Below are 24,305 nucleotides of genomic sequence, written 5' to 3' on the forward strand. Positions count from 1 at the left end.
CCAAACCGTCATCACATACCAGGCCTTATCAAGCAATTCTCGATACACACCGGATGGGTCCCGCAAAGCAACTTTCCCCGACGGCGTGATTTTTATACAACAATTTCAATTATTTAGGCAGAAGACACACCAAGCGGCTCCGCGACGGATATCCTCCATCGCAAGCCGCAAACGCTATACCCCATTTGTCAAATTCTTCACCGTTCGACCCCCGTCGAACATTATTGGTGAAGTGCATAAACTCTACCGCCGGCTAATGAACACATACAAGGCAGCGGTTTAGAACATGGTGTCCTGAATTCGATACCAATGAGACGAAATGATGACATAGCGCTCGCTGGCTGCGCTTAACATAGCGCCGTATTCCTTACCAGGCTATGTATTTTTCCGAATCTTGGTGGGATTCGAGCGTTTTTTCGCTATTTCCTGGGCTTTTTTGCAGTCGCGATAACATTCCGCCGCTCCGCACTTGCCGGACCGGTATAATCAGAATGTGGCCGAATCGACCGAGACAGCACAATCTTCGCGTCTTTGAACCGTGCGGCTGCAAGGCCGCACAGCGATTTCAATCCTCATTGGATTTGGCATTGTCGAGAATCATGTAATCGAGCGGCAGCTGCGTCGAATACTTGATCTGCTCCATCGCAAAGGCGGAGGAAACGTCGCGAATCTCGATCTTGGCGATCATCCGCTTATAAAATGCGTCATAGGCGGCGATATCGGGCACGACGACTCGCAAGAGATAGTCGACATCGCCGCTCATCCGGTAAAATTCCACCACTTCGGGGAATTCGGCGACCACTTCGGAAAAGCGCCGCAGCCATTCGATCGAATGGGTGGCCGTGCGAATCGACACGAAGACGGTAACCTTGGTGTTGACCTTCTCCGGATCGAGGATGGCGACCCGGCGCTTGATGACGCCGTCTTCTTCCATCTTCTGGATGCGCCGCCAGCAGGGCGTCGTCGAAAGACCGACTTTTTTGGCGAGATCGGCCACGGCAAGGGTCGAATCTTCTTGCAGCAGACGCAGTATTTTTCGGTCGAGGCGGTCCATGCGCGCAACAGTCCTTTCGAATTATTTTCTTTGTATAGCGCGATTCCGCACGACGAAAAGAATTTTGTTTCAGGAAATCAGCATTTTCGTTCGATCCTGCAAGACCGGGAGCAATTCCTGCTCGAACCACGGATTGCGCTTCAGCCAGCCGCTGTTGCGCCAGCTCGGATGCGGCAGCGGCAGCACCGCCGGTGACCGGTTGGACAAAAGAGCGTCCCGCCATGCCCGCACCGTTTCGGTCATATTGCCCCGCCTTTCACCCTCCATGTGCCAGGCCTGCGCATATTGGCCGATGACCAGCACCAGTTCGATCTGCGGCATGGCCGCAATCACCTTTTGCCGCCAGAACGGCGCGCATTCGCGGCGCGGCGGCAGATCTGCACCCTTGTCGTCATAGCCGGGAAAGCAGAAACCCATCGGCACGATGGCGAATCGGTCGCGGTCGTAAAAGCTTGCCCTGTCAACGCCGAGCCATGACCGCAGCCGGTCGCCCGAAGCATCGTCGAACGGCAGGCCGCTCTCATGCACCCGAAGCCCGGGCGCCTGCCCGGCGATCAGGATGCGTGCGCTCGACGAAATCACGGCCACAGGCCGCGGCTCGTGCGGCAGCCGATATGCAAGGCCTTTCGCCGGCGCGTCACGACAGATGCGGCAGGAGGCGATCTCCCGCCGCAGGATCTCCAGCGTGGCTTCGTCGCTTCGCTTCATTCCCATCCGACGATCCGCCTGATGAAGCCCAGCGGGCCGTGGAAATCGGAACTCTGGCGCGCATGGTCGCGCACATCGCGCGGCCGCTCGAAAGTTCCGGCCCAGAGGCCCGCTTTGGCAGCCCTCGCCTCGGCCTCCTCCCTGCCATAACCGCCATAGGCGATGGCCATGCCCCGGCGCACCATGGCGGCGTTGATGTCGCCGCCCGTCCCGCTCCGGCAGATGACGAGCAGCCTGTCGTAGCGGTCGCGCCGGCTGCCCTGGCAAAGCGTTCCCGATGCCAGGACCATGCCCTGCAGCGCCTCGCGCGCCGCCCGCCCGCAGGCCCAGGCATGTCCAGCCCGCTCGCAGCTCTGGTGGAGCTCCGGTGCATCGATGCCTTCAAGGCGCAAACGTGCGTCTCCCAAAGTCAGACTGTCGCCATCGGCAGCATGGAAAGCGCCCGCATGCTCAATTTTTGCTGCATCGTTGAACTTGGCGGCGATCAGCGCCAGGAGCGCCAGCAGGGCAAAAGCGGTCACGCCGTCGCGAATCAGGCGCAGGCTCCGTGTCACGCTTTCGCCTCCTTAAAAAACAAATCCTTGGCAAAGATGGCAAACATCTTCTTAAGAATTGCCGGTTAAGCTCTTATCCACCCTGGGATGAAGTTTCAACGTGCACATGAGTACCGGCGTCAGCACATCGACCGACAAGATCATCGTCGACAGGTCGCGCAGCCACCGCAACAAGGCCGTTTCCAAGGCCGTGCGGCAAACGCGCGAACGTCTTCAGTCCGGCCATGCGTCCAATTCCTCCTTCGATCGTGACGTGCTCAAGATGTATGTGGCGTCGATGCTGCAGGGCGCGACGATCATGCCTCTCTTCATCGTCCTCATCACCGCGCTTGGCGTCTATATCACTGAAGATACGCAGTTGCTCTTCTGGGCGCTGCTGACGCTCACCTGTCAAACCGGCAATATCCTGCTTGCGCGACGCGCCCGCCGGCAGGAAATCACCCCGGAGAGCGCCCGCAAATGGCGCCGCCTGCTGCTGCTCGGCCAGTTCCTGCTCGGCTGCTGCTGGGCGGTCTTCGCGCTGCAGGGCTGCGACACCTGCGAACCGTCGAGCTTCATCCTTTATAAGGGTGCGACGCTGCTGATCGCGCTCTCCGTCACGGCAATGTCGAATTTCATGCTGACGCCTGCCGTGCTCGTCGCCTTCACGCCGGCGATCCTGGCGCTTGCCGCCAAGAGCGGCCTGTCCCGCGATCTCCTCGAAATCAGCCTGACGGGGCTCTTCACCAGCACCCTCGTCTTCTTCAACTATATCAGCGACCGGCTGTTCAAGTCGAACCTCAGGATCCTTTCCTACCAGTCGGAGAAGGACGACCTGATCGCCGAGCTGGAAGTGGCAAAATCCATGTCGGACGAGGCCCGCCGCCGCGCCGAAGAGGCAAACCTCGCCAAGTCCCGCTTCCTTGCCTCCATGTCGCACGAGCTCAGGACCCCGCTCAACGCCATCCTCGGCTTCTCCGAGGTGATGTCGGCAGAAGTGATGGGGCCGCTCGCCAATCCGACCTACAAGGAATATGCCGGCGATATCCACCGCTCCGGCCAGCATCTGCTCGATCTCATCAACGAGATCCTCGACCTCTCCCGCATCGAGGCCGGCAAATACGAGCTGAGCGAGGAGGCGATCTCGCTTCTCGATATCACCGAAGATTGCATCGGCATGGTCCAGCTGCGCGCCCGCGCCAAGAACATCGCCATTTCGGATCAATTCGAACGTCAGTTGCCGGCCATCTGGGCGGATGAGAAGTCGATGCGCCAGGTGGTGCTCAACCTTCTCTCCAATGCGGTCAAGTTCACGCCGCAGGGCGGTGAAATCCATGTCAAGGTCGGCTGGACGGCCGGCGGCGGACAGTACATCTCCATCAAGGACAACGGCCCCGGCATTCCGGAAGAGGAAATTCCCGTGGTCCTGTCGGCCTTCGGCCAGGGTTCGATCGCCATCAAGAGCGCCGAACAGGGCACCGGCCTCGGCCTGCCGATCGTCCAGGCGATCCTGGCCAAGCATGACGGACAATTCCTGCTGAAATCGAAGCTGCGCGAGGGCACCGAGGTCATCGCAATCCTGCCCGCCAAACGCGTGCTGCAGAGCCTGCCGGCCGTGGAAGAGGCCCAGGCGGTCGCGCGCAAGCGTAAGAGTTTTGCCTGATTCAGCCAAAAAACAAGTGTTTGCCGAGGACGAAGCCGAGATAGAGGCAGCAGGCGGCGATCATGCAGCTGACCGCGAAGGAGCCGAGATCCTTGGCATGTTTGCCGACGATCGAAATCTCCGGCGAAATCCGGTCGATGACCTCCTCGACGGCGGTATTCATCGCCTCCATCGAAAACAGCCCGAGAAACAGAACCACCGCAACGACGATCTCGCCGGCGGTCGCCCCGACCAGCGCCAGCGTTGCGATCGAAACGACGAAGAAACCGAGTTCCTGGCGGAAGGCTGCCTCTCTCAGAACGCGCAGGAAGCCTGCCCAGGAATAGCTGGCGGCGGCGGTGAAATGCCGAAATCCGGTCTCTTTCGTCACCGCAGGCTTCGTCAAGGCGCCCTCTCCTCTTGCAGACCGGGAAAGGCTTTGCCGCCCCGCTTGATGACCGAATACGCAGATACCGAATCCATCTGGGCGGCGCAAGCGAAGCCGCGCGGGCTCAGTCTTTGCCGCTCACGCCGGCCTGGGCAAAGGTCGCCATGCCGGAATGGCAGGCGGCGGCGGCTTTGACGATGCCGGCGGCGAGCGCTGCCCCGGTGCCTTCGCCGAGCCGCATGCCAAGTGCCAGAAGCGGCGTCTTGCCGAGCATTTCGATCGCGCGCAGATGCCCGGGCTCGGCGGAAACGTGGCCAATCAGGCAATGGTCAAGCGCGGATGGATTGGCGGCTTTGAGGATCGCCGCCGCAGCGGTCGCGACGTAACCGTCGATCAGCACCGGGATACGCTCCATGCGGGCGGCAAGGATGGCGCCGGCCATCGCCGCAATCTCGCGGCCGCCGAGCCGGCGCATGATTTCCAGCGGATCGTCGAGATGATCGCCGTGGAGCTCCACGGCCTTTTCCACCGCCGCGACCTTGCGCTCCAGCATCTCGCCTTCCGAACCGGTGCCTGGTCCGACCCAGTCCCGCGCCGAACCGCCATAGAGCGCATAGTTGATCGCCGCGGCAATCGTCGTATTGCCGATGCCCATTTCCCCGATGCAGAGCAGGTCGGTGCCGCCGGCGATCGCCTCCATGCCGAAGGCCATGGTCGCGGCACAATCGCGCTCGGAAAGCGCTGCCTCCTCGGTAATGTCGCCGGTGGGATAATCGAGCGCCAGATCGAAGACCTTCAGCCCGAGATCATAAGCGACGCAGATCTGATTGATCGCAGCGCCGCCGGCGGCAAAATTCTCGACCATCTGCTGTGTCACGGCCGGCGGAAAGGGCGTGATTCCCTGCCTGGTGACGCCGTGATTGCCGGCGAAGATCGCCACCAGCGGCCGGTTGACGGCAGGGGTGCGGCCCGTCCAGGCGGCAAGCCAGAATGCGATTTCTTCAAGCCGTCCGAGCGCGCCCGGCGGCTTGGTCAGTTGCGCATCACGTTCGCGTGCGGTCACCAGCGCACGGGCATCCGGGCCCGGCAGGTCGCGGAGCAGGGTACGGAAATCGTCGAACGGCAGGCCTGAAACGCTCATCTGTGCGGTTTTCCTATGAATCCGGGTATTCTTGTTTTCACGCAAACCACTTGTTTGCGTCGAGCAAATCAGCTTCTTTGCGGGTCGCAACTCTCTTAAAGCGGGCTGACGGGGCGAACAACAGCAAAAGCGCCGCCGCGACTATAAGCCAGCGCGATAAGCCGAAACCTTGGGCAGAACGAAGCAGAATGAAGATCAAGGACCATGCGGTCGATACCGCCCGCGCCGTCGCCTTCCTCAGCCGCATTCCCATGCCGCAATCGCTGTTCAAAACCTATGACGGCAGGCTCGGCCGGCTGGTGCGCGCCTTTCCCTTCGCCGGCATCGTCATCGGCTTTGTTCCCGCGCTCGCCCTGTTCCTGCCTCTGGGACTGCGCGCCGATCCGCTGATGGCGGCCCTGATCGCGCTTTCCATCCAGGTTGTCGTCACCGGCGCACTGCACGAGGACGGCCTGGCCGATACTGCCGACGGCATCGGCGGCGGCAAGAGCCGCGAGCAGAGCCTCGAGATCATGAAGGACAGCCGGATCGGCACCTATGGCGCGATCGCGTTGATCCTCTCCTTCGCGATCCGCGCGGCAGCACTTGCCGCCATCGCCCGCCATTCCCTGCCGCTTACATCAGTCCTTGCCATTCCCGCCGTCGCAGCGTTGAGCCGCGGCGCCATCGCCTGGCACTGGCAGCGGCTGCCGCCGGCCAAGGCCGATGGCGTCGCCGCCTCGAACGGCCAGCCGGATGAGGGGGCGATGCAGTTTGCCCTCGCCTCGGCCGGCCTCGTCGCAGCGCTTCTGATCTGGCCTGCCTTCGGCCTGCGCCCGCTGGTCGCAAGCCTGCTTGCCTCAGGCATCGCAGCGCTTGCCTTCACCGCCTTCATCCGCCGCAAGCTTGCCGGCCATACCGGCGACACGCTGGGCGCGACGCAGCAAATTTGCGAGATCGCCGCGCTTTGCGCCCTTGCCACAGCTCTTTGAAACTCCGATATGTCCCTCATGCAAACACCCTGCATTCATGTCTGCTCGATCGAGCCCGCCACCGGATTTTGCGCCGGATGCGGCCGGACTCTTCAGGAAATCGGCAACTGGGTGAGCTACTCCGACATCGAGCGGAGACGGGTCATGGCCGTGCTGCCTGCAAGGCTTGTAGGTGCCGCCGCGCTATCGAACGACATGAAAACAGGCCACGCCAGCGGGCCGGAGCGGCCTTTATGATCCGTTTGACCGTCTTCCTCGTCGTGATTGGCATCGGCCTTGCGGTGCTGATCGTCAACAATGACAGCAGCCGGATCCTTGGCCTGCAGAGCGATGACTTCGTCCGCGTCGTCTATCTGCTGCCGATCGCACTGATGCTGTCGGCCGGCATCTGGGCGCGCCGGAGCAGCATCGGTGAAACGATGCGCCAGATGATGATCTGGCTGGTGATCATCCTGGCGCTCGTGACCGTCTATCTCTATCGTCAGGAAGCGCTCGGCGTCGGCAACCGGCTGCTCGCCGGCCTCGTTCCTGGCCGCGCCGTCGTCGTCACCACAAGCGAAGGCGGACAGGAGATCATCCTGCACAAGCTGCTGAACGGCCATTTCGAAGCCGATGTCGCCGTCAACGGCAAGACGATCGAGATGCTCGTAGACACCGGCGCCAGCATGGTGGCGCTGTCCCACGAAGATGCCGAGCGGATCGGCATCGACCTCTCCCGCCTCAGCTATTCTATGACCGTCATGACCGCCAACGGCCGCGGGCGCGCAGCACCCGTCACGCTCGACCAGGTGGCGATCGGCTCGATCGTCCGCAATAATGTCGCAGCCAGCGTCGCCGAGGACGGCCGGCTCGACCAGAGCCTGCTCGGCATGAGCTTCCTGGAAACGCTCGGCTCGCTGCAGATGCAGACCGACGAATTGCGCATGCGCGACTGAGCCGCCGCGGCGATCCGCTGTCGCCGCGGCTTTACGGCAGCGTTCGCATCTGTCACCTTCAGGCGCAACAACAAGACCACAAAGAGCAAAAAGAAACTCCTACTGCATAATTTCATCCTTAAATCGGAATCGATTTAAGGATGAAATTATGCAGTAATTCAAAGTGCTACAGCGTCCTTTGCGCGTCTGAATAGACGCGCGGCGCTGTAGTCTGGTGGCACCCCGCATGCTCGACCGGCCTTCGCCTGCGGCTAAGTCCCTGCCCCATCGGTGCGACAGGAGTTTCGCGATGAATTCACTCTGGCCGATCGTCATCGGCGGCATTTTGCCCGCCATTTTCTGGGGCATCACCGCCATCTTCCAGAAGCAGAGCGCCACGGCCGCCACCGGCTCCGCCGTCTACCTGATCGCCTTCGGCGCCGCCTGCGCGCTGGCCGGCCTGATTGCCGCGCTGATCTGGCGCCCTGCCCCCTGGACCGCCGAAGGCCTTGGTTTTGCCGCCACCGCCGGCGCCTGCTTCGCCGTCGGTACCGGCCTCATCAGCTTCGCGCTCTTCGCCTATAGCGTCCCTGTCTCGAAACTCGCGCCGATCTGGAGCTGCAACGTGCTGGTGACGCTGGCAATCGGTGCCGTGTTTCTCGGCGAAGCTGCCGAGCTCAACATCTTGAAGCTCGTCGCCGGCACCCTCCTCATCATCTCAGGCGCACTTCTCGTCAGCGGCGCCTGAGGGAAAGGGCGCTACACAAACGGCCCCTTCGTCGCCAAAATGCTCCTGCGTTGCAGCAGGTTCCGCTTTGTTGATATCCTGCGTCAAGGCGCCTGCGCGCCCAGCGGAGCTTGAGATGAATCCACGACAGTTGAAGACATTCCTTGCGGTGATCCGGCATAAAAATCTCACCCGCGCCGCCGCTGAGGTCAACCTTGCCCAATCGAGCCTCAGCGACCAGATACAGGCCATGGAGGAAGAGCTTGGCGTGGAACTCTTTCTCCGCTCCCGCCAGGGTGTCGCCCTAACGCCGGCGGGTACGGCGCTAAAGGCCTATGCGGAGGAAATCCTGGCGCTGAATGACGAGGCAAAGGCCGCCGTCTATGCTGCAGCCGGCAGAAGCGAGCAGTCCATCATCCTGGGTACGCTCGAAACCATCGCCGCCGAAAGGTTGGCGCCCTGGCTCTCTCTCTTCCGCAGGCAGAATCCCGGCCTCGGTCTCAAACTCAAGGTCGGTGGTAGCGGCGAGCTGCGTGCACAATTGCAGCATGGTTCGATCGACGTCGCCTTCACCTTCGATCGCGGCGAGCAGGACGAGCGCTTCGCGACGCGCCGCATCTCCATCGAACCGCTGGTGTTGATCACGGGCCGAGATTCGCAGGCCCCGTCATTTGAAAGCCTTGCGGCGCTGAGCATGGCGCCCTTTGTCGCGACCGAAACCGGTTGCGTCTATCGCCACCTGTTCGATACAGCCTTTGCAGAGGCGGGTGTGACTGCGCCGCCCATCGTAACGGAAGTCGATAGCATCGCGACGATCATCCGGCTCGTTGCATCGGGCGCCGGTTACGGCCTCGTCCCGCGTCTTGCAGCCGACCCGGCCGCTGCGCGCAGCGATGTCGTCGAATTGTCTTGGCCGGGCGAACCGCCCACCGCTTCGCTGGTGATGATGTGGCGGCGCCGGCGCGTGCAGCCGCCGGCGCTCGCCCTGCTGTTGCAATCGGCAAGCGACGAACTCTCGCCGGTCAGACCAGCCGATGCCCGCCTTCGACATGCAGGATAGTGCCTGTGGTGAAACCGTTGCCGATCAGGAAGCGGATCGCATCGGCGATATCCTCCGGCTGGCCGACACGTCCGGCCGGCAGGCGCTGCGCCATCGCGTCAAGCGTTGCCTGCTTGGCGTCCCCGGCAACGAAGCTCCAGATCGGCGTATCCACCCATCCCGGCGACACGGCATTGATACGGATCGGTGCCAATTCGACGGCGAGCGCCCTGACCAGGCCTTCAAGCGCCGCATTGACGGCGGCGACCACCGATCCGCGCGCTGCCGGCCGATAGGCCGCGACGCCCGAGGTGTAGGTGATTGATCCTGACGACGGCAGATGGGCGGCGCCGTATTTCGCCAGCAGCAGCGGGCCGTAGAACTTGCTCTCGACCACCCGTTGCGCCGCGGCAAGCTCGATCGACGGCAGCAACTGATAGGCGCCTTCAATATCGGCGGCGGTGCTGACGATGTGGTCGACCGATCCGACGATGCGAAAGAGTGCCGCGACCTCCTCCTCCCGCGATATATCGACAGCGTAGATTCCAAGTTTCGGATCGTCGTCGAGCTGGCGGCACGCTGCCGCAAGCCTCTCTTGACTGCGCCCCGCGATCGTCACAAACGCCCCCTCATCGAGCAGGCGCCTGGCAAGCGCCAAACCCATGCCCGAGCTGCCGCCGACGATCAACACTTTCGCACCTTCGATCTTGATTGCAGTCATCTCACATCTCCATTTGCATGGGAGAGCAGATGCCTCGGATCAGCGCGGAAGAAAAACGGAAGAAACCGATAGCATCATCGGCTTTCCCGATGGTGCTGTTTACGAACCGATCAATTGCGCAGCCGGTAGCCGGTCTTGAAGATCCAGCCGAGTGTGCCGAGGCATATCGCCAGGAACACGGTGATCATCGCCAGGCTGATCGCCGGGTTGACGTCGGCGATCCCGTAAAAACTCCAGCGGAAGCCACTGACGAGATAGAGCACCGGATTGAGATGGCTGACCGCCTGCCAGAAGGGCGGCAGCATATTGACCGAATAGAAGCTGCCGCCGAGGAAGGTCAGCGGCGGTACGACCAGCATGGGAATGAGGTTCAACTGCTCGAAATTGCCTGCCCAGATGCCGATCATGAAGCCGAACAGGCTGAAGGTGACGCCCGTCAGCAGGAAGAACAGGATCATCATGAAGGGATGCTCGATCCTGACGTCGACGAAGAGATTGGCTGTGAGCAGGATGATGAAGCCGATGATCATGCCCTTGGTGGCGGCGGCCCCGACGTAACCGAGCAGGATCTCGGTCATCGCCACCGGCGCGGAGAGGACCTCGTAGATCGTGCCGGTGAATTTCGGAAAATAGATGCCGAAGGAGCCGTTGCTGATGCACTGGCCAAGCAGCGTCAGCATGATCAGGCCCGGCGTGATGAAGGCGCCGTAGGACACGCCCTCTACCTCCTGGATACGCGATCCCACGGCCGCACCGAAGACGATGAAATAGAGCGAGGTCGAGATGACGGGCGAAATGACGCTCTGCAGCAGCGTGCGGCGCGTGCGCGCCATCTCGAAGAAATAGATCGATTTGATCGCCTCGACGTTCATTTGTCTGCTCCTACCAGCGCCACGAAGATGTCTTCGAGCGAACTCTGCCGCGTCGAGAGATCTTTGAAATGGATATTGTTTTCACCCAGCCGGGTCAGCAGCGCCGCAATGCTTTCCTGCTCATTGTCGGCGTCGAAATCATAAGTCAGCCGGCTGCCACCGGCTTCCAGCGTCAACCCGTTGCCGGTAAAACAATCCGGAAGCCGTTCGAGCGGCTCGGTGAGATCGAGGATGAGCTGCTTGCGGCCGAGCTTGGCCATCAAAGCTGCCTTGTCTTCGACAAGCAGCAATTGCCCGCCATTGATCACGCCGACGCGGTCGGCAATTTCCTCGGCCTCCTCGATATAATGGGTGGTCAGGATGATGGTAACACCCGAGGCTCGAAGCTCCTGAACGACATTCCACATGTCCTTGCGCAGCGTCACGTCGACACCGGCTGTGGGTTCATCGAGGAAAAGGATATCCGGCTCATGGGAAAGCGCCTTGGCGATCAGCACACGTCGCTTCATGCCGCCGGAGAGCTGGCGCAGCATGTTGTCCTTCTTGTCCCAGAGCGAAAGCGCGCGCAGCACTTTCTCGATATGGGCGGGATTGGCTTTCTTGCCGTGCAGCCCACGCGAAAAGCTCACCGTATTAAACACAGTCTCGAACTGGTCGGTGGTCAGTTCCTGCGGCACCAAGCCGATCATCCCACGGGTGGCGCGGAAATCCTTGACGACATCGTGGCCGGCGACCAGCACCTTGCCGCCGCTCGGATTGGCAATGCCGCAGATGATCGAAATCAACGTCGTCTTGCCCGCGCCGTTCGGCCCGAGCAGCGCCAGGATCTCACCCTTTTCGACGTCGAGGTTGATGCCTTTCAGGGCCTCGAACCCACTGGCGTAGGTCTTGGTAAGATTCTGAACGGAAATGATGGGGGTCATGCGTTACTCTTGAGGATTATCGAAGTATTTCGGCCCGCTATATAATGCCTTCATGACGCTTTGACATCCTCGGGAACGTGAACACTGCATTCGCGCCTTGCTAACACGGCCCGCAGGCGTCGGATATTTGCGAAAGCCGCTCGTCTTGGTGAAAAGAAAGATAGCCGCCGGTTTTTGATGTCATCATCCGGTGATCTTCGTGCCCGATAAAAGAGCCGAGGCCAGCACCGGCATCCGCCCCGCCGCCCATCCCTTTGCGGAGCCGTCTTCGGGTGTTCTCGTTGCACCCCTTTTCCGCTGCCTCGGCATGTAGTGAAAGTTATTGTTCAGTCACGAAGTGCTTGGAACCGGCCAGCATCCCCTGTTCAGCCGCGTTCGTCTTAGCCGGCCACTGCGCCGGCTTTCTTTTTTGCTAGGTCGAAACCTCAAAGGCGTGAGCGGGCGGGGAGCAGTGCTCCCTCACAATTCGTCATAGTTGAACCAGTCGAAATCCGCAATCTTCCCGCGTCCCGACGTATCGAAGGCAAACACGCCAGCGAAGGCGCCGGTGAAGGAACCGTGTTCGCCGCGCCCGCCCTCGTCGGAAATCATGCCGGCGTCGAGGATCGGGCCGATCGGCTGCCAGGCGCCCTTGCCTTCGGTCTGCCAGAAGAATTGCAGATCGTTCTCGCGAATTTCCATGGCGAGCTGGACACGGCCCTCAGCAGCGATCGCCACACCGCTTTCGGCGGGGAAGCTCAGGCGTCCGTTCGGATAATCGCCATTGCAGGAGAGGATCGTCACGCACCGGCCGAGTGTTTCGTGCAGCGTCACGGCAACGGCATGGAATTTATGCCGGTTGTAATAATGCGTCAGCCCCGCGACCTGCTGATAAGTGTCGGGCGAGAACTCGACCACGGTCTCGGCGCGGAAGCTGTGATGCTCCTGCCGGCGGGCAACCAAAGCCTGCTCGAACCAGGAGCCGATGCTTTCGCGCGCAATCAGCCTGAGATGGCCGGGGCGGTCCGTCAGGTTGAAGATGCGCTCGGGCTCGGGCGTGCGCAGCCATTGGAAATCGGCCGGCAGGGTGTCGCCATCGAAGCTGTATTCGCTGCGCATCGGCTTTTCCGCAGGCACGGCGCCGAAGAGGCCGGGCACATCGACATCGGGCACCGAGGTGCCATTTTCGAGATAGAGCCAGTCATCGTCGCGCCAGACGCATTTCTGCAGGCTCGTCTCTCGCCCCAGCGTGCAGCGCCGCTTCGGCGGTAGAGGCCGGCCGCAGAGATGGGTGTGATAGGCCTCACCGTCCGGCGTCTCGACATATTGGCCGTGCCCTGCCCGCTGCAGCACCGCGCCCGGATGATCCTTGGAGGTGATGAGATGCATGTTCGGATGCATCTCGTAAGGGCCTTCGATGCGGCGCGAGCGCGCCATGGTGACGGCGTGGTCATAGCCGGTACCGCCTTCCGCGGTCGTCAGATAGTACCAGCCATTGCGCTTGAAGAGGTGCGGGCCCTCGACCAGGCCGAGCGGACTGCCGGCGAAAATATTGCGGAGCGGGCCTTTCAGGGCCTTCGTCACCGGGTCCCATTCCTGCAGCAGGATACCGTCGAAGGCCGGCGATTTCGGCGAGCCGCCATAGCTTTCGGTGCGGTGGTTCCACTGCATGTTGAGGAACCACTTGCGGCCGTCATCGTCGTGGAACAGCGAGGGATCGAAGCCGGAGGAATTGACGTACACCGGCTCGGACCATTCGGCCTCGATGGCAGGCGCGGTGACGATATAGTTCGGCGCGTCCTTGAAACTGCCATCGAAGCGCTTGACGTCGGTATAAACAAGCCAGAACTGCCCGTCGGCATAGGAAAGACACGGCGCCCAGATGCCGCAGCTGTCGGGATTGCCGCGCATGTCGAGCTGCGACCGGCGTTCCAGCGGCCGGCGCACCAGCGTCCAGTTCACCAGGTCGCGCGAATGGTGGATCTGCACGCCGGGATACCATTCGAAGGTCGAGGTCGCGATATAATAGTCCGCGCCCACGCGGCAGATCGACGGATCGGGGTTGAACCCGGGCAGGATGGGATTGCGGATCATGATGCGGCCTCCTCCGAGATTGTTGTTGTGGTACGTACGTCAAATGTGGGCGGTTACTTCACCTCCCCACCCTCATTCCTGTGCTCGTCACAGGAACCCAGCCGCCGCGCGTCCGCGCGGCGAAAAGAATCGATTCAGCCCAAGGACTTGGGCTGGCTGGATCTCTGTGACGAGCACAGAGATGAGGGCGGTGTTGCAGCGTGCCGCCCCAAACTCCGGCTCGACCTACCTATTCCCGCTCCGCCGACTTCGCCCAGAGATTGATATCCGCCTCGCGGGCGTAGACGTCGATCTCCGCAAGCTCCTCGGCCGTGAACTCCAGATTATCCAGCGCCTTGACGCAATCGACGATCTGCGATGAGCGGCTGGCGCCGATCAGCGCCGAGGTCACGCGTCCGCCGCGCAGCACCCAGGCGATTGCCATCTGCGCCAGCGTCTGGCCGCGCTTCTCGGCGATGTCGTTGAGCTTCTTGATATTGTCGATGATAGAGGGACGGATGAAGTCGCGCTTCAGAAAATGGTTTTGCGCCGCGCGGCTGTCGTCCGGGATACCGCCGAGATACTTCGTCGTCAGCATGCCCTGGGCGAGCGGCGAGAACACGATCGAGCCCATGCCGACCTCGTCGAGCGCATCGAGCAGCTTGTCATCCTCGACCCAGCGGTTGAGCATCGAATAACTCGGCTGGTGGATCAGACAGGGCGTGCCGAGCTCCTTGAGGATGGCAGCCGCCTCACGCGTACGCTGCGAATTGTAGGAGGAGATGCCGACATAGAGCGCCCGGCCGGAGCGGACGATATGGTCGAGCGCGCCGCAGGTCTCTTCAAGCGGCGTTTCCGGGTCGAAGCGGTGCGAATAGAAGATGTCGACATAGTCGAGGCCCATACGCTTCAGGCTCTGGTCGCAGGAGGCGATCACGTATTTTCGGCTGCCCCACTCGCCATAGGGCCCCGGCCACATGTCGTAGCCGGCCTTGGAGGAGATGATCAGCTCGTCGCGAAGCCCGGAAAATTCGGTGCGCAGGATCTCGCCGAAGTCCGTCTCGGCGCTGCCGGGAGGCGGGCCGTAATTGTTGGCGAGGTCGAAATGGGTGATGCCGAGATCGAAGGCCGTGCGGCACATGTCGATCTTGCGGTCATGCGGTGTGTCGCCGCCGAAATTATGCCAGAGGCCAAGGGAAACGGCCGGCAGCTTCAGGCCGGACCGGCCCGTGCGGTTATATTTCATTTTCGAATAGCGGTCTGCGGCTGGTTGCCAGCTCATGAGACTCTCCTTGCTAAAATATCTCTATTGATGTCCCGCCAGTGCCTGGCAGGAGCTGCCCCTCATCCGGCTGCCGTCACCTTCTCCTTGCAAACGGGGAGAAGCGGTATGCCGCACCCGCTCCCTTAAATCTCGACGCTGCGTTTGGCACGTCCCCTCTCCCCGTTTTTGCGGGGAGAGGGTTAGGGTGAGGGGCAATCCTCAGCACAACGATTCCAACGCTATCCTATCACTTCAACAGCGCCTGCGCCTCCTCGATGCCGAGCGCCGCCGGCTGAGTGCAGGTCGTAGTCAGGTCGATGAAACGCCCCTCCTCGCCCGACTTCAGGATCGAGGTCATGACGTCGACCCCGTGCAGCGTGCGGTCGAGCGAGCAGCGTGCGTCGCGGCCTTCGATCAGCGACATCGCCATGTCGGCAAGGCCGGCCGTGCGGTAGTTGGCGCGCGATCCGTTCGGGTTTTCCTGGTTGATCTTGCCGAACGGATGCTCCCAGGCGTCGAGCGGCTTGATGTCCTTGTCGCGGCCGCTTGCCTCGACCGTGCCGCCGAAGAAGTTCGGATCCGGCACGTAGAGCGAGCCGTCGGTGCCGTAGAGCTCCATATTGGCATGGCGATGCGACCAGACGTCCCAGCTCGCCGACAGCGTCACGGTGGCGCCGCTGACGAATTCGAGCAGCGCCTGGATCGTCGTCGGCGTCTTGACCGGGATGATCTCGCCGTTGCGCGGCTCGCTGGTGATGGTGCGGGTCGGCGACGCCATCGAGGTCATGGCGCCGACGCGTTTCACCGGACCGATCAGGTTGATCAGGTTGGCGATGTAGTAGGGGCCGAGATCGAGGATCGGGCCACCGCCCGGCAGGAAGAAGAAATCCGGGTTCGGATGCCACATCTCCATGCCGGGGCTCATCACGTAGCAGGCGCCCGACGTCACCCGGCCGATGCCGCCGTCATCGATGAACTTGCGGGCGAGCTGATGAGCGCCGCCGAGGAACGTGTCGGGCGCGCAGCCGACCGCCAGGTTCTTTTCCTTCGCGATGCGGCGAAGCTCTTCACCCTCCTCAAGCGAAAGCACCAGCGGCTTTTCGGAATAGACGTGTTTTCCGGCCTCGAGGATCGACTTCGACACCCGGAAATGCGCATCCGGGATCGTCAGGTTGACGACGACGTCGATCTCGTCATTGGCAAGAAGCGCGTCGATCGTCTGCGCTTTAACGCCATATTCCTTGGCGCGCGCCTCGGCGGCCTCGACGTTGATATCGGCGCAGGCCAGCACCTTCAGCCCCTTGAAGAGCGGTGCCAGCGAAAAGTAGGTGGTGGAGATGTTGCCGCATCCGATGATGCCGACGCCAAGTTCCCTGGTCATGATGTGCCTCAATAAGTCTGGAAGGATGCAATCGAACGGCTGATGTTGCGGTCGATATCTTTGGGATTGTCATGTTCGACAACGAAGTGCTTTGCCTTGGTGGCGCGCAGGGCCGCCATCAGTTTGCCCCATTCCACCTTGCCGTGGCCGACATCGGCCCAGCCGTCTTCGTCCTTAGCCTCGCCTGCCGGCGCGATGTCCTTGACATGCACCGCGGTGATGCGCGAGCCAAGCTTCTCGATCCAGGCGAAAGGATCGGCATTGCCGCGAATGACCCAGGCGATGTCGGCTTCCCAGGAAATATCAGGCGCACCCTCGAAGAGGCGCTCGATCGGCAGCGAGCCGTCGGCCAGCTTGACGAATTCGAAATCGTGATTGTGCCAGCCGAATTCGTAGCCGGCTTCCTTGTATGGCTTGCTCATCTCCTGCAGGCGTTTGCCGAAGGCGACCCAGCCGGCGGCGTCGGAGGGGCGCTGCTCAGCGGCCAGATGCGGCGCATAGATCGAATCCATGCCGAGAATCTTGGCAATGTTCAGCGACTTCTGCACGTCCTTCTCCAGGAAATCCGGGCTGAAATGGCCGGTCGCCATGACCAGGCCGTTCTTGTCGAGATCGGCGCGAAGGCTCTTCAGCCCCGCATCGTCGAGATCGGCATAAATGCCGCCGAAGCCTTCGACTTCGGCATAACCCGCCTTGCCGAGCTTTTCGAAAATCGCCGAATAAGGCTGGAAATTACGGGCGCTGTAGAGCTGGTAGCTGAGTTTCGTCATCATATTCTCCTCGGGCCTCGTGCCCATGCTTGGGAAGGATCAATCCGCCGATTGGCAGGAATGCAGGTCGTAGAAGCGGAACTCCGGAAGGGCGCCGCGATCAAGCTGATGTGCCGGGGTAAAGGTGATGCGGCGGCTCTCGCCGGCTGCAAGGTCGAAGGCATTGTCGGAATATTTGCCGTCCGTCTCGGTCTCGATCATCACGAAGAGCGCAAGTCCCCTCGCGGTGACGTTGATATCGATCGCACCACTCTCCCCGACATATTCGTGAGCGACCGTCAGGCCCGACGGCTCCAATTCCAGCGCCTTATAGGTGCCGTTGACATAATGCCCCTCGCCGCCCATGCCGTTCGACGCGGTGAAATGCCAGGCAAGCAGCGTGTCGGCGGGGATGTCGGAAACGTCGATGCTCGCAGCCGTCACCGCGGCATCCGGCGAGCACACGGCTTGCACGTCTTTCAGGTGCAGGCGTTCGCCCTTCATCGTCAGAGCCGAGATGGAAAGATCGATGCTGATATCTTCAAGCGTGTCGTTGACCAGCGAGAAGCGGATCGTCTTGCCGTCCTCGGAAGGAATGGCCGCGACCGCGACCGGCTGGAAGAAGCGCTTGACGAGATAATGCATCGCCTTCCAGCGGCCGCCATAGTCGAGGCTCGACCACGAGGCGACCGGCCATGTGTCGTTGAGCTGCCAGTAGATCGTGCCCATGCAATGCGGTTTGAGCGACCGCCAATATTCCACCGCCGTCTTGATGGCGAGGCCCTGCTGTATCTGGGAAAGATAGACGAAGTTCGGAAAATCCTTGGGGAAACGGAAATAGCGGAACATCGTGCCGGCGATCCGCTCATTGCCGCCGGCATTCTTCTGGTGCAGCTCCATGACGGGGGAAGCAACGTTCATGTCCTTCTCCTCGGCATAGGTCTTGATGACGGGCAGCGAGGTATAGGACTGGAAGCCGAATTCCGAGCAGAAGCGCGGCCGCACCGAACGGTAATTGTTGAACGACTTATTCTCGTGCCAGACCGACCAGTAATGCATGTCGCCGGAGCCGTCGGCATGCCAGGCATCGCCGAAATCGAGATAGCCCGAAGCGGGGCTCGACGGCCACCAGAGAGCGCCGGGCAGCGCCTTCTTCACCGCCTGCTCGATCGTCCGGTTGAGGCGGTCGTAGGAGACGAGATAGCGGTCGCGATCCTTCCGTGATTCCTCGAACCAGGTGAGTGCTCCCACAAGTTCGTTGTCACCGCACCAGAGCGCAATCGAGGGATGCGAAGAAAGCCGGCGCACCTGGTAATCGACCTCGATCGCGACATTGTCGAGGAAGTCCTCGGTCGAGGGATAGAGGTTGCAGGCAAACATGAAGTCCTGCCAGACCATCAGGCCCAGCCGGTCGCATAAATCGTAGAAATGATCCTGCTCGTAAAAGCCGCCGCCCCAGACGCGGATCATGTTCATGTTGGCGGCTACGGCCGATTGCAGGAGATCCTCGGTCTTTTCAGGCGACGACAGCGAAAACAGCGCGTCAGCCGGGATCCAGTTGGCGCCGCGGCAGAAAATCTCACGGCCATTGACCTTGAAGGCGAAGCGGCTGCCTGATGCATCCGGGGTGGTGATCAGCTCGATGGTGCGAAGACCGATCTGCTTCGTCACCTCATCCGTCGGCAATTCGACGGACAGGCTATAGAGCGCCTGCTCGCCGCTGCCGGAAGGCCACCATAGGCGCGGATTGTCGATATGGAAGAGATGGTTGACATGGGTCTCGCCATGGACGCCGACATCGAGGCGCACCCGCTCGCCATCGAGATCGAAATAGACCTGGGCAATGCTCGGCCCCTTGGAATAGAGCGTCGCCGTCACCGTCAGATCGACCGATCCGTCGAAATTATGCGTCTGGCGGGTGACGACATGTTCGATGCGCGCGGTCTCGAGCTTCTTCAGCGCGATCGTGCCGTAAAGGCCGAACGGCGCAATGGCGATATTCCAGTCCCAGCCGAAATGGCATTGCGGCTTGCGCAGCATGTTGCCATCCGGGATCGGCGAATTGCCCGTGCTGTATGGGATGTAGAAGGGCTGCTTCTTCTGCCGCTCGGCCCCGACCGCGATGTTCGAGGCGAAGACGATGCGGATGACATTGTCGGCCGCTTTCAACATGCTGGACACATCGGGCCGGTAGCGGCGGAAGCTGTTATCGGCTTCGAGCGCCAGGAAGCCGTTGACATGGACGCTGGCGACCGTGTCGAGGTAGTCGATATCCAGATACCAGTCGCCATCGACCTCCGGCAGCGCGAAGCTGCGCTCCACCGCCCATTCACGCTCGGCGACCCACTGCACCTTTTCCTCGTTGCGGCCGAAATAGGGATCGGGGATCAGCCCTGCCCGGTGGAGCGCGGTATGCACGTCGCCCGGCAGCATGATCGCAGTGCGAATCTCGCCGTCGACGGAGGCGAGCTGCCACGAACCGGAAAGGTCGATGTTGGAGGGGGGCGTTTGTTGCGTCACGATGTCGTTTCCGATTTCGAAAAGGGTTGTGGTCTTGAAGGAAGGGCAAATGTCACCGTTCGGTGGCCTTCACCTAGTCGTTCGTCAGAGACGTTTCGTTTTTCTCCTCATCCGCCCACCCCGCTCTCCGTCATCCTCGGGCTTGACCCGAGGATCTACACCGCATCCACGTGCGGCAGCGGGCATGGATCCTCGGGTCAAGCCCGAGGATGACGGAGGTCGGGGTTGGCCTTTTCGTCAAACTCGCTCCGGCTAGTGGCCTCAATCCGCAAAATCCCTAGAGACGCAGCTCACTCTCGGCATCGAACACCGAAGCCACCGTCATGTCGAAGCTGAGCTTTACCTTGGCTCCGACGTTGAAGCGGCGCGCGCCGTTGACGCGTACCGACATCGTGTGACCGGCATGTTTCAGCCACAGAAGATTGTCCGCGCCCATCGGCTCCTCGATATCGACGGTGGCATCATGTTCCTCGCCGCCGACATTCTCGTTGACCTTGATATGCTCTGGGCGAACGCCGAGCACCACCTTGCGGCCGGGCTGCAGCGTCTCGCTGGCCTCGTAGGCAGCGAGCGAGAAAATGACGCCGTTGGCGGAAAAGGCAATGCCGTCGCCTGATTTGACCAGTTCGCCCCGCAGGAAATTCATCGACGGCGAGCCGATGAAGCCGGCGACGAAGAGATTGCGCGGCCTGTTGTAGATCGTCGTCGGATCGTCGAGCTGCTGGATGATGCCGCTCTTCATGATCGCGATGCGGTCGGCAAGCGTCAGCGCCTCGATCTGGTCATGGGTGACGTAGATCATCGTATTCTTCAGCGACTGGTGCAGGCGCTTGATTTCGACGCGCAATTCCGAGCGCAGCTTGGCGTCGAGGTTGGACAGCGGCTCGTCGAACAGGAAGACGTCGACATCGCGCACCAGTGCCCGGCCGATCGCCACGCGCTGGCGCTGTCCGCCTGATAGTTCGGCCGGCTTACGCTTCAACAGCGGCTGAATCTGCAGGATTTCGGAGGCACGCGCCACCCGCTTGTCGATCTCGGCCTGCGGCACCTTGGCAACGCGAAGGCCGAAGGACAGGTTCTTCTCGACGGTCATCTGCGGATAGAGCGCATAGGACTGGAACACCATGCCGATGCCGCGGTCCTTCGGCTCTTCCCAGGTGACGTTCTTGCCCTTGATGAAGATCTGCCCTTCAGAGGCATCGAGCAGGCCGGCGATGCAATTCAGCAAGGTCGACTTGCCGCAGCCGGACGAGCCGAGCAGTACCAGGAACTCGCCGTCGTTGATGTCGAGGTTGAGATCTTTCAGCACGCTCACCGCGCCGAAGTTCAGCGACAGATCCTTGATGGAAACGCTTGAGTTGGAGACACTTGAATTCACGTTCATGGGATCAACCCTTCACTGCGCCAGCGGCGATGCCGCGGACGAAAAGTCGTCCCGACACGAAGTAAACGATGAGCGGCACGAGACCGGTGAGGATCGTTGCCGCCATGTTGACGTTGTATTCCTTCACGCCCTGGACGGAATTGACGATGTTGTTGAGCTGCACGGTCATCGGATAGGTATCCGGCCGGGTGAAGACCACGCCGAACAGGAAGTCGTTCCAGATGCCGGTCACCTGCAGGATCATCGCGACGACGAAGATCGGCAGCGACATCGGCAGCATGATCTTCAGGAAGATCTGCCAGAAGCCCGCACCGTCGACACGCGCCGCCTTGAACAATTCTTCCGGCAGCGACACGAAATAATTGCGGAAGAGCAGCGTCAGGATCGGCATGCCGAAGATCGAATGCACGATGACGAGACCCGTCAGCGTGCCGTAGATGCCGATTTCACGCAGGATGATGACGATCGGATAGATCATCACCTGATAGGGAATGAACGCCCCGATGATGAGGATCGAGAAGAACAGCTCTGATCCCTTGAAGCGCCAGTTTGCCAGCGCATAACCGTTCACCGAGGCAATGGCGATCGAGATGATGACCGACGGCACGGTGATGCGCACCGAGTTCCAGAAACCGCGCGACAGGCCGTCGCAGTTCAAGCCTGTGCAGGCCTCCGCCCAGGCCTTCACCCAGGGCTCGAAGGTTATTTCCATCGGTGGCGAGAAGATATTGCCGAGACGGATTTCCGGCATGCCCTTCAGCGAGGTGACGACCATCACATAGAGCGGCAGCAGATAATAGAGCGCCGCGATCGTCAGCGTACCGTAGAGCATGATGTTGCGCGACGACAGCGCCGGGCGCGGCTTCGCGCCGCTCGGGCCTTCGCCGAGTCTCGGTGCGACGGCATCGATACCGGCAACGGTGGTGTTGAGAGTTCCTACATCAGCCACGCTTGCGCCCTCCGCCGAATTCAAGATAGGCCCACGGAACGATGATGATCGCGACGGTGACGAGCATCATGGTCGAGGCAGCAAAGCCCTGCCCCAGGTTCTGCGCCTGGAACATGTAGTCGTAGACATATTTCGCCGGCACTTCCGAAGAAATGCCCGGCCCGCCCGATGTCTGCGCCACCACGAGGTCGTAGACCTTGACGATACCCGAGGCGATGATGACGATCGTCGTAATGAACACCGGCCGCATCATCGGGATCACGATGAAAAGATAGGTCCTCCACATCGGAATGCCGTCGACGCGCGCCGCCTTCCAGATGTCTTCGTCGATGCCGCGCAGGCCGGCCAGCATCAGGCACATGACGAGACCCGTTCCCTGCCACAGCGCCGCGATCAGAATGCCGTAGATGACGATTTCAGGCGTATAGAGCGGATTGAAGGTGAAGCTCGTCCAGCCCATCGAACGCACGACTGACTGAATGCCGAAATCGGGGTTCAGAACCCATTGCCAGACGAGGCCCGTCACGATGAAGGACAGCGCGAAGGGATAGAGGAAGATGGTGCGGAATGTGTTTTCGAAACGGATCTTCTGGTCCATCAGCGCGGCGAGCATAAAACCGATGACCAGGCTGAAGACCAGCGAGAGCACGCCGTAGAGAGCCAGGTTCTCGATGGCCGTCACCCAGCGGGGTGCCGCCCAGAGTCGCTCGTACTGATCGATGCCGACAAAGCTCAACCGCGGAAGCAGCTTGGAATTGGTGAAGGAATAAAAGACCGTCCAGAACGTGCCGCCGACAAAGATCACCAGCGCTGTCAGGATCATCGGGATGGACGCAATCTTGGCATTCAGATTGCGCAGTAACTTGATTGGCCGGCCTGCTTGCGCTTGACCCGTCATGAACACTTCTCCTCAATTCGCAGCTGCGACCCGTAACGGAACGGGTTGGCAGCGTCTGCCATCCTGTCCCGGGATTCGCCGGAATGCCGGAGACACGCCGCCGGCCGGACCATTCGTCCGGCCGGCGGCGTGTCTACCGATCAGTCAGCCGAAGCGATGATTTTGGCGAAACGCTTCTGAGCGTCCTCCGGCGTCATCGACGGGTTGGCGAAGAATTCGGAGAAGAGGTCTTCCTTCTGCTTCTGGCTGTCGGCCGAAAGCAGCTGGTCGGTACCTTGGATCACGTTGCCCTTGGCGAGGATGTCGAGACCCTTCTTCATGCAGTCGTTGGCGGCGGCGAGATCGACATCGCCGCGAACCGGCAGCGAGCCCTTTTTCAGGTTGAAGGCAACCTGGGTCTTGGGATCGAGCAGGGTCTTGGCGAGCACGGCCTGCGCCTTGGATTTTTCCTCGTCCTTCAGCAGCGGGAAGTAGAAGGCATCGCCGCCGGTCGAGATGATCTCGTTCACGCCGAGGCCCGGCAGGCAGGTGTAGTCGGTGCCGGCCTTCTGACCGGCGAGTGCGAATTCACCCTGCGCCCAGTCGCCCATGATCTGACCGCCGGCCTTGCCTGTGATGACGAGGTTGGTGGCCTGGTTCCAGTCCTGGACGTTGCTGCCTTTGGCCATACGCCGCGCATCGTCGGCGGCCTTGAACACCTTGGCGATTTCAGGACCGGCGGCAACTTCCGCATCCTTGTCCTTGAAAACCTTGTTGAAGGTATCCTTGCCGGCAACCGCGACCATCAGCACGTCGAAGGCGCCTGTCGCCTGCCACGGCTGGCCGCCGACGGCGAGCGGAATGATGCCGGCCTTTTCGAGAGCCGGAGCGGCGGCGACGAACTCGTCCCAGTTCTTCGGAACCTCGACGCCGGCCTTCTTGAAGGCGGCATTCGACAGCCACAGCCACTGCCAGGAGTGGATGTTGACCGGAGCGCAATAGATCTTGCCGTCGATCGTGCAGGAATCGAGCAGGCTCGCCGGGCGGATGATGTCCTTCCAGTGCTCGGCGGTCGCCACGTCGGTCAGATCGCGCATCAGGCCAGCCTGAACGAGTTCCTCAGCCTGGCGGCCGTGGTTGAACTGGGTGGCGCCCATCGGGTCGCCGCCGGTGATGCGGCTGATCATAATCGGACGGGCGGTGCCGCCGGAGCCGGCGATGGCGCCGTCGACCCAGTGGTTGCCGGTGGCGTCGAATGCCTTTGCCAGCTCGGCGACGGCAGCCGATTCGCCGCCTGAAGTCCACCAATGCGTGACTTCGAGATCGGTAGCATTGGCGGCGCCGAACGGAAGCGCGACCGAAGCGGCAAGCACGGCCGCCATAATACGAATTTTCATGAGTTTTCCTCCCTCACTGAAACGTTGCCGGAAAAACTTAGATCAATCGATTTCCGCACGCAACCGCCCGCCTTCAAATTTTTCCTCGACAACGGGATT

Annotated in this window: 23 protein-coding genes; 6 read left to right on the forward strand and 17 right to left on the reverse strand. The window is 61.3% G+C overall.

Features of this window, described 5'->3' with window-relative positions; translation table 11 throughout:
• Positions 1-565 precede the first annotated feature (565 nt).
• The 3 genes from CO657_RS10570 to CO657_RS10580 form a co-directional block, all read right to left on the reverse strand.
• Entirely contained in the window at positions 566-1,054 is a 489-nt protein-coding gene (locus CO657_RS10570) for an Lrp/AsnC family transcriptional regulator (protein WP_003540387.1), read from the reverse strand.
• Positions 1,055-1,123: 69 nt separating this feature from the next.
• Complete coding sequence (locus CO657_RS10575) at positions 1,124-1,762, reverse strand: uracil-DNA glycosylase family protein (protein ID WP_054184807.1); 639 nt, start codon at positions 1,760-1,762, stop codon at positions 1,124-1,126.
• The gene (locus CO657_RS10580) at positions 1,759-2,316 is read right to left on the reverse strand and encodes a thermonuclease family protein (protein WP_054184806.1); all 558 of its coding nucleotides are present in this window, start codon (positions 2,314-2,316) and stop codon (positions 1,759-1,761) included. Before CO657_RS10580 ends, CO657_RS10575 begins: the two co-directional genes overlap by 4 nt.
• Positions 2,317-2,422: 106 nt before the next feature.
• Between CO657_RS10580 and CO657_RS10585 the strand changes: the two genes are divergently transcribed.
• Positions 2,423-3,958 (forward strand): sensor histidine kinase, encoded by a 1,536-nt coding sequence (locus tag CO657_RS10585; protein ID WP_003594078.1) that lies wholly within the window; start codon positions 2,423-2,425, stop codon positions 3,956-3,958.
• Position 3,959: 1 nt separating this feature from the next.
• Here CO657_RS10585 and CO657_RS10590 read toward each other — a convergent pair whose 3' ends face one another.
• Both CO657_RS10590 and cobT read right to left on the reverse strand, forming a co-directional pair.
• The gene (locus CO657_RS10590; RefSeq protein ID WP_054184805.1) at positions 3,960-4,343 is read right to left on the reverse strand and encodes a diacylglycerol kinase; all 384 of its coding nucleotides are present in this window, start codon (positions 4,341-4,343) and stop codon (positions 3,960-3,962) included.
• Between the two features lie 106 nt (positions 4,344-4,449).
• Positions 4,450-5,466: a nicotinate-nucleotide--dimethylbenzimidazole phosphoribosyltransferase gene (cobT, locus tag CO657_RS10595; protein ID WP_054184804.1), complete on the reverse strand. Its 1,017-nt coding sequence runs from the start codon at positions 5,464-5,466 to the stop codon at positions 4,450-4,452.
• 188 nt (positions 5,467-5,654) lie between these two features.
• Here cobT and CO657_RS10600 point away from each other — a divergent pair, with 188 nt between their 5' ends.
• The 5 genes from CO657_RS10600 (at position 5,655) to CO657_RS10620 (ending at position 9,138) form a co-directional block, all read left to right on the forward strand.
• Positions 5,655-6,437 carry an adenosylcobinamide-GDP ribazoletransferase gene (locus tag CO657_RS10600; protein ID WP_054184803.1) on the forward strand — a complete coding sequence of 261 codons (783 nt, stop codon included), beginning with the start codon at positions 5,655-5,657 and terminating at the stop codon, positions 6,435-6,437.
• A gap of 18 nt (positions 6,438-6,455) precedes the next feature.
• The gene (locus CO657_RS10605) at positions 6,456-6,674 is read left to right on the forward strand and encodes a DUF1289 domain-containing protein (protein WP_054184841.1); all 219 of its coding nucleotides are present in this window, start codon (positions 6,456-6,458) and stop codon (positions 6,672-6,674) included.
• Complete coding sequence (locus CO657_RS10610) at positions 6,671-7,372, forward strand: TIGR02281 family clan AA aspartic protease (RefSeq protein ID WP_054184802.1); 702 nt, start codon at positions 6,671-6,673, stop codon at positions 7,370-7,372. Before CO657_RS10605 ends, CO657_RS10610 begins: the two co-directional genes overlap by 4 nt.
• Positions 7,373-7,661: 289 nt before the next feature.
• Positions 7,662-8,099 carry an EamA family transporter gene (locus CO657_RS10615; protein ID WP_054184801.1) on the forward strand — a complete coding sequence of 146 codons (438 nt, stop codon included), beginning with the start codon at positions 7,662-7,664 and terminating at the stop codon, positions 8,097-8,099.
• 115 nt (positions 8,100-8,214) lie between these two features.
• Positions 8,215-9,138, forward strand: a complete 924-nt coding sequence (locus CO657_RS10620) for a LysR family transcriptional regulator (protein ID WP_054184800.1) — start codon at positions 8,215-8,217, stop codon at positions 9,136-9,138.
• Here the strand turns inward: CO657_RS10620 and CO657_RS10625 are convergent.
• From CO657_RS10625 to CO657_RS10685, 12 genes are all read right to left on the reverse strand, one after another.
• Positions 9,101-9,838 (reverse strand): SDR family oxidoreductase, encoded by a 738-nt coding sequence (locus tag CO657_RS10625; protein ID WP_054184799.1) that lies wholly within the window; start codon positions 9,836-9,838, stop codon positions 9,101-9,103. The genes CO657_RS10620 and CO657_RS10625 overlap by 38 nt on opposite strands.
• Before the next feature lie 110 nt (positions 9,839-9,948).
• Positions 9,949-10,710 carry an ABC transporter permease gene (locus CO657_RS10630; RefSeq protein WP_054184798.1) on the reverse strand — a complete coding sequence of 254 codons (762 nt, stop codon included), beginning with the start codon at positions 10,708-10,710 and terminating at the stop codon, positions 9,949-9,951.
• Positions 10,707-11,633: an ABC transporter ATP-binding protein gene (locus CO657_RS10635; protein ID WP_054184797.1), complete on the reverse strand. Its 927-nt coding sequence runs from the start codon at positions 11,631-11,633 to the stop codon at positions 10,707-10,709. Before CO657_RS10635 ends, CO657_RS10630 begins: the two co-directional genes overlap by 4 nt.
• A gap of 459 nt (positions 11,634-12,092) precedes the next feature.
• Entirely contained in the window at positions 12,093-13,706 is a 1,614-nt protein-coding gene (locus tag CO657_RS10640; RefSeq protein WP_054184796.1) for a glycoside hydrolase family 43 protein, read from the reverse strand.
• Positions 13,707-13,935: 229 nt separating this feature from the next.
• Entirely contained in the window at positions 13,936-14,967 is a 1,032-nt protein-coding gene (mgrA, locus tag CO657_RS10650; RefSeq protein WP_054184795.1) for an L-glyceraldehyde 3-phosphate reductase, read from the reverse strand.
• 229 nt (positions 14,968-15,196) lie between these two features.
• Positions 15,197-16,330 carry a Gfo/Idh/MocA family protein gene (locus tag CO657_RS10655; protein ID WP_054184794.1) on the reverse strand — a complete coding sequence of 378 codons (1,134 nt, stop codon included), beginning with the start codon at positions 16,328-16,330 and terminating at the stop codon, positions 15,197-15,199.
• An 8-nt stretch (positions 16,331-16,338) separates the two neighbouring features.
• Positions 16,339-17,100: a sugar phosphate isomerase/epimerase family protein gene (locus CO657_RS10660; protein ID WP_054184793.1), complete on the reverse strand. Its 762-nt coding sequence runs from the start codon at positions 17,098-17,100 to the stop codon at positions 16,339-16,341.
• Positions 17,101-17,139: 39 nt separating this feature from the next.
• A complete protein-coding gene (locus tag CO657_RS10665) occupies positions 17,140-19,599 on the reverse strand; it encodes a beta-mannosidase (protein WP_054184792.1) in 2,460 nt (819 codons plus the stop codon).
• Between the two features lie 277 nt (positions 19,600-19,876).
• Complete coding sequence (locus tag CO657_RS10670) at positions 19,877-20,983, reverse strand: ABC transporter ATP-binding protein (RefSeq protein WP_054184791.1); 1,107 nt, start codon at positions 20,981-20,983, stop codon at positions 19,877-19,879.
• A 4-nt stretch (positions 20,984-20,987) separates the two neighbouring features.
• Positions 20,988-21,932 carry a carbohydrate ABC transporter permease gene (locus CO657_RS10675; protein ID WP_003594053.1) on the reverse strand — a complete coding sequence of 315 codons (945 nt, stop codon included), beginning with the start codon at positions 21,930-21,932 and terminating at the stop codon, positions 20,988-20,990.
• Positions 21,925-22,830: a carbohydrate ABC transporter permease gene (locus tag CO657_RS10680; RefSeq protein WP_012557943.1), complete on the reverse strand. Its 906-nt coding sequence runs from the start codon at positions 22,828-22,830 to the stop codon at positions 21,925-21,927. Before CO657_RS10680 ends, CO657_RS10675 begins: the two co-directional genes overlap by 8 nt.
• Positions 22,831-22,970: 140 nt before the next feature.
• Positions 22,971-24,206, reverse strand: a complete 1,236-nt coding sequence (locus CO657_RS10685) for an ABC transporter substrate-binding protein (RefSeq protein WP_054184790.1) — start codon at positions 24,204-24,206, stop codon at positions 22,971-22,973.
• Between the last annotated feature and the right edge of the window lie 99 nt (positions 24,207-24,305).

Origin of the sequence: Rhizobium acidisoli (assembly GCF_002531755.2) — a bacterium.
Taxonomy (GTDB): Bacteria; Pseudomonadota; Alphaproteobacteria; order Rhizobiales; family Rhizobiaceae; genus Rhizobium; species Rhizobium acidisoli.

What these genes read in the sequence shown, in the direction of transcription:
- CO657_RS10570 (WP_003540387.1), bottom strand. Translation starts at nt 1,054, where the DNA reads ATGGACCGCCTCGACCGAAAAATACTGCGTCTGCTGCAAGAAGATTCG.
- CO657_RS10575 (WP_054184807.1), bottom strand. Translation starts at nt 1,762, where the DNA reads ATGAAGCGAAGCGACGAAGCCACGCTGGAGATCCTGCGGCGGGAGATC.
- CO657_RS10585 (WP_003594078.1), top strand. Translation starts at nt 2,423, where the DNA reads ATGAGTACCGGCGTCAGCACATCGACCGACAAGATCATCGTCGACAGG.
- cobT (WP_054184804.1), bottom strand. Translation starts at nt 5,466, where the DNA reads ATGAGCGTTTCAGGCCTGCCGTTCGACGATTTCCGTACCCTGCTCCGC.
- CO657_RS10600 (WP_054184803.1), top strand. Translation starts at nt 5,655, where the DNA reads ATGAAGATCAAGGACCATGCGGTCGATACCGCCCGCGCCGTCGCCTTC.
- CO657_RS10605 (WP_054184841.1), top strand. Translation starts at nt 6,456, where the DNA reads ATGCAAACACCCTGCATTCATGTCTGCTCGATCGAGCCCGCCACCGGA.
- CO657_RS10610 (WP_054184802.1), top strand. Translation starts at nt 6,671, where the DNA reads ATGATCCGTTTGACCGTCTTCCTCGTCGTGATTGGCATCGGCCTTGCG.
- CO657_RS10615 (WP_054184801.1), top strand. Translation starts at nt 7,662, where the DNA reads ATGAATTCACTCTGGCCGATCGTCATCGGCGGCATTTTGCCCGCCATT.
- CO657_RS10620 (WP_054184800.1), top strand. Translation starts at nt 8,215, where the DNA reads ATGAATCCACGACAGTTGAAGACATTCCTTGCGGTGATCCGGCATAAA.
- CO657_RS10625 (WP_054184799.1), bottom strand. Translation starts at nt 9,838, where the DNA reads ATGACTGCAATCAAGATCGAAGGTGCGAAAGTGTTGATCGTCGGCGGC.
- CO657_RS10630 (WP_054184798.1), bottom strand. Translation starts at nt 10,710, where the DNA reads ATGAACGTCGAGGCGATCAAATCGATCTATTTCTTCGAGATGGCGCGC.
- CO657_RS10635 (WP_054184797.1), bottom strand. Translation starts at nt 11,633, where the DNA reads ATGACCCCCATCATTTCCGTTCAGAATCTTACCAAGACCTACGCCAGT.
- CO657_RS10640 (WP_054184796.1), bottom strand. Translation starts at nt 13,706, where the DNA reads ATGATCCGCAATCCCATCCTGCCCGGGTTCAACCCCGATCCGTCGATC.
- mgrA (WP_054184795.1), bottom strand. Translation starts at nt 14,967, where the DNA reads ATGAGCTGGCAACCAGCCGCAGACCGCTATTCGAAAATGAAATATAAC.
- CO657_RS10655 (WP_054184794.1), bottom strand. Translation starts at nt 16,330, where the DNA reads ATGACCAGGGAACTTGGCGTCGGCATCATCGGATGCGGCAACATCTCC.
- CO657_RS10660 (WP_054184793.1), bottom strand. Translation starts at nt 17,100, where the DNA reads ATGACGAAACTCAGCTACCAGCTCTACAGCGCCCGTAATTTCCAGCCT.
- CO657_RS10670 (WP_054184791.1), bottom strand. Translation starts at nt 20,983, where the DNA reads ATGAACGTGAATTCAAGTGTCTCCAACTCAAGCGTTTCCATCAAGGAT.
- CO657_RS10680 (WP_012557943.1), bottom strand. Translation starts at nt 22,830, where the DNA reads ATGACGGGTCAAGCGCAAGCAGGCCGGCCAATCAAGTTACTGCGCAAT.
- CO657_RS10685 (WP_054184790.1), bottom strand. Translation starts at nt 24,206, where the DNA reads ATGAAAATTCGTATTATGGCGGCCGTGCTTGCCGCTTCGGTCGCGCTT.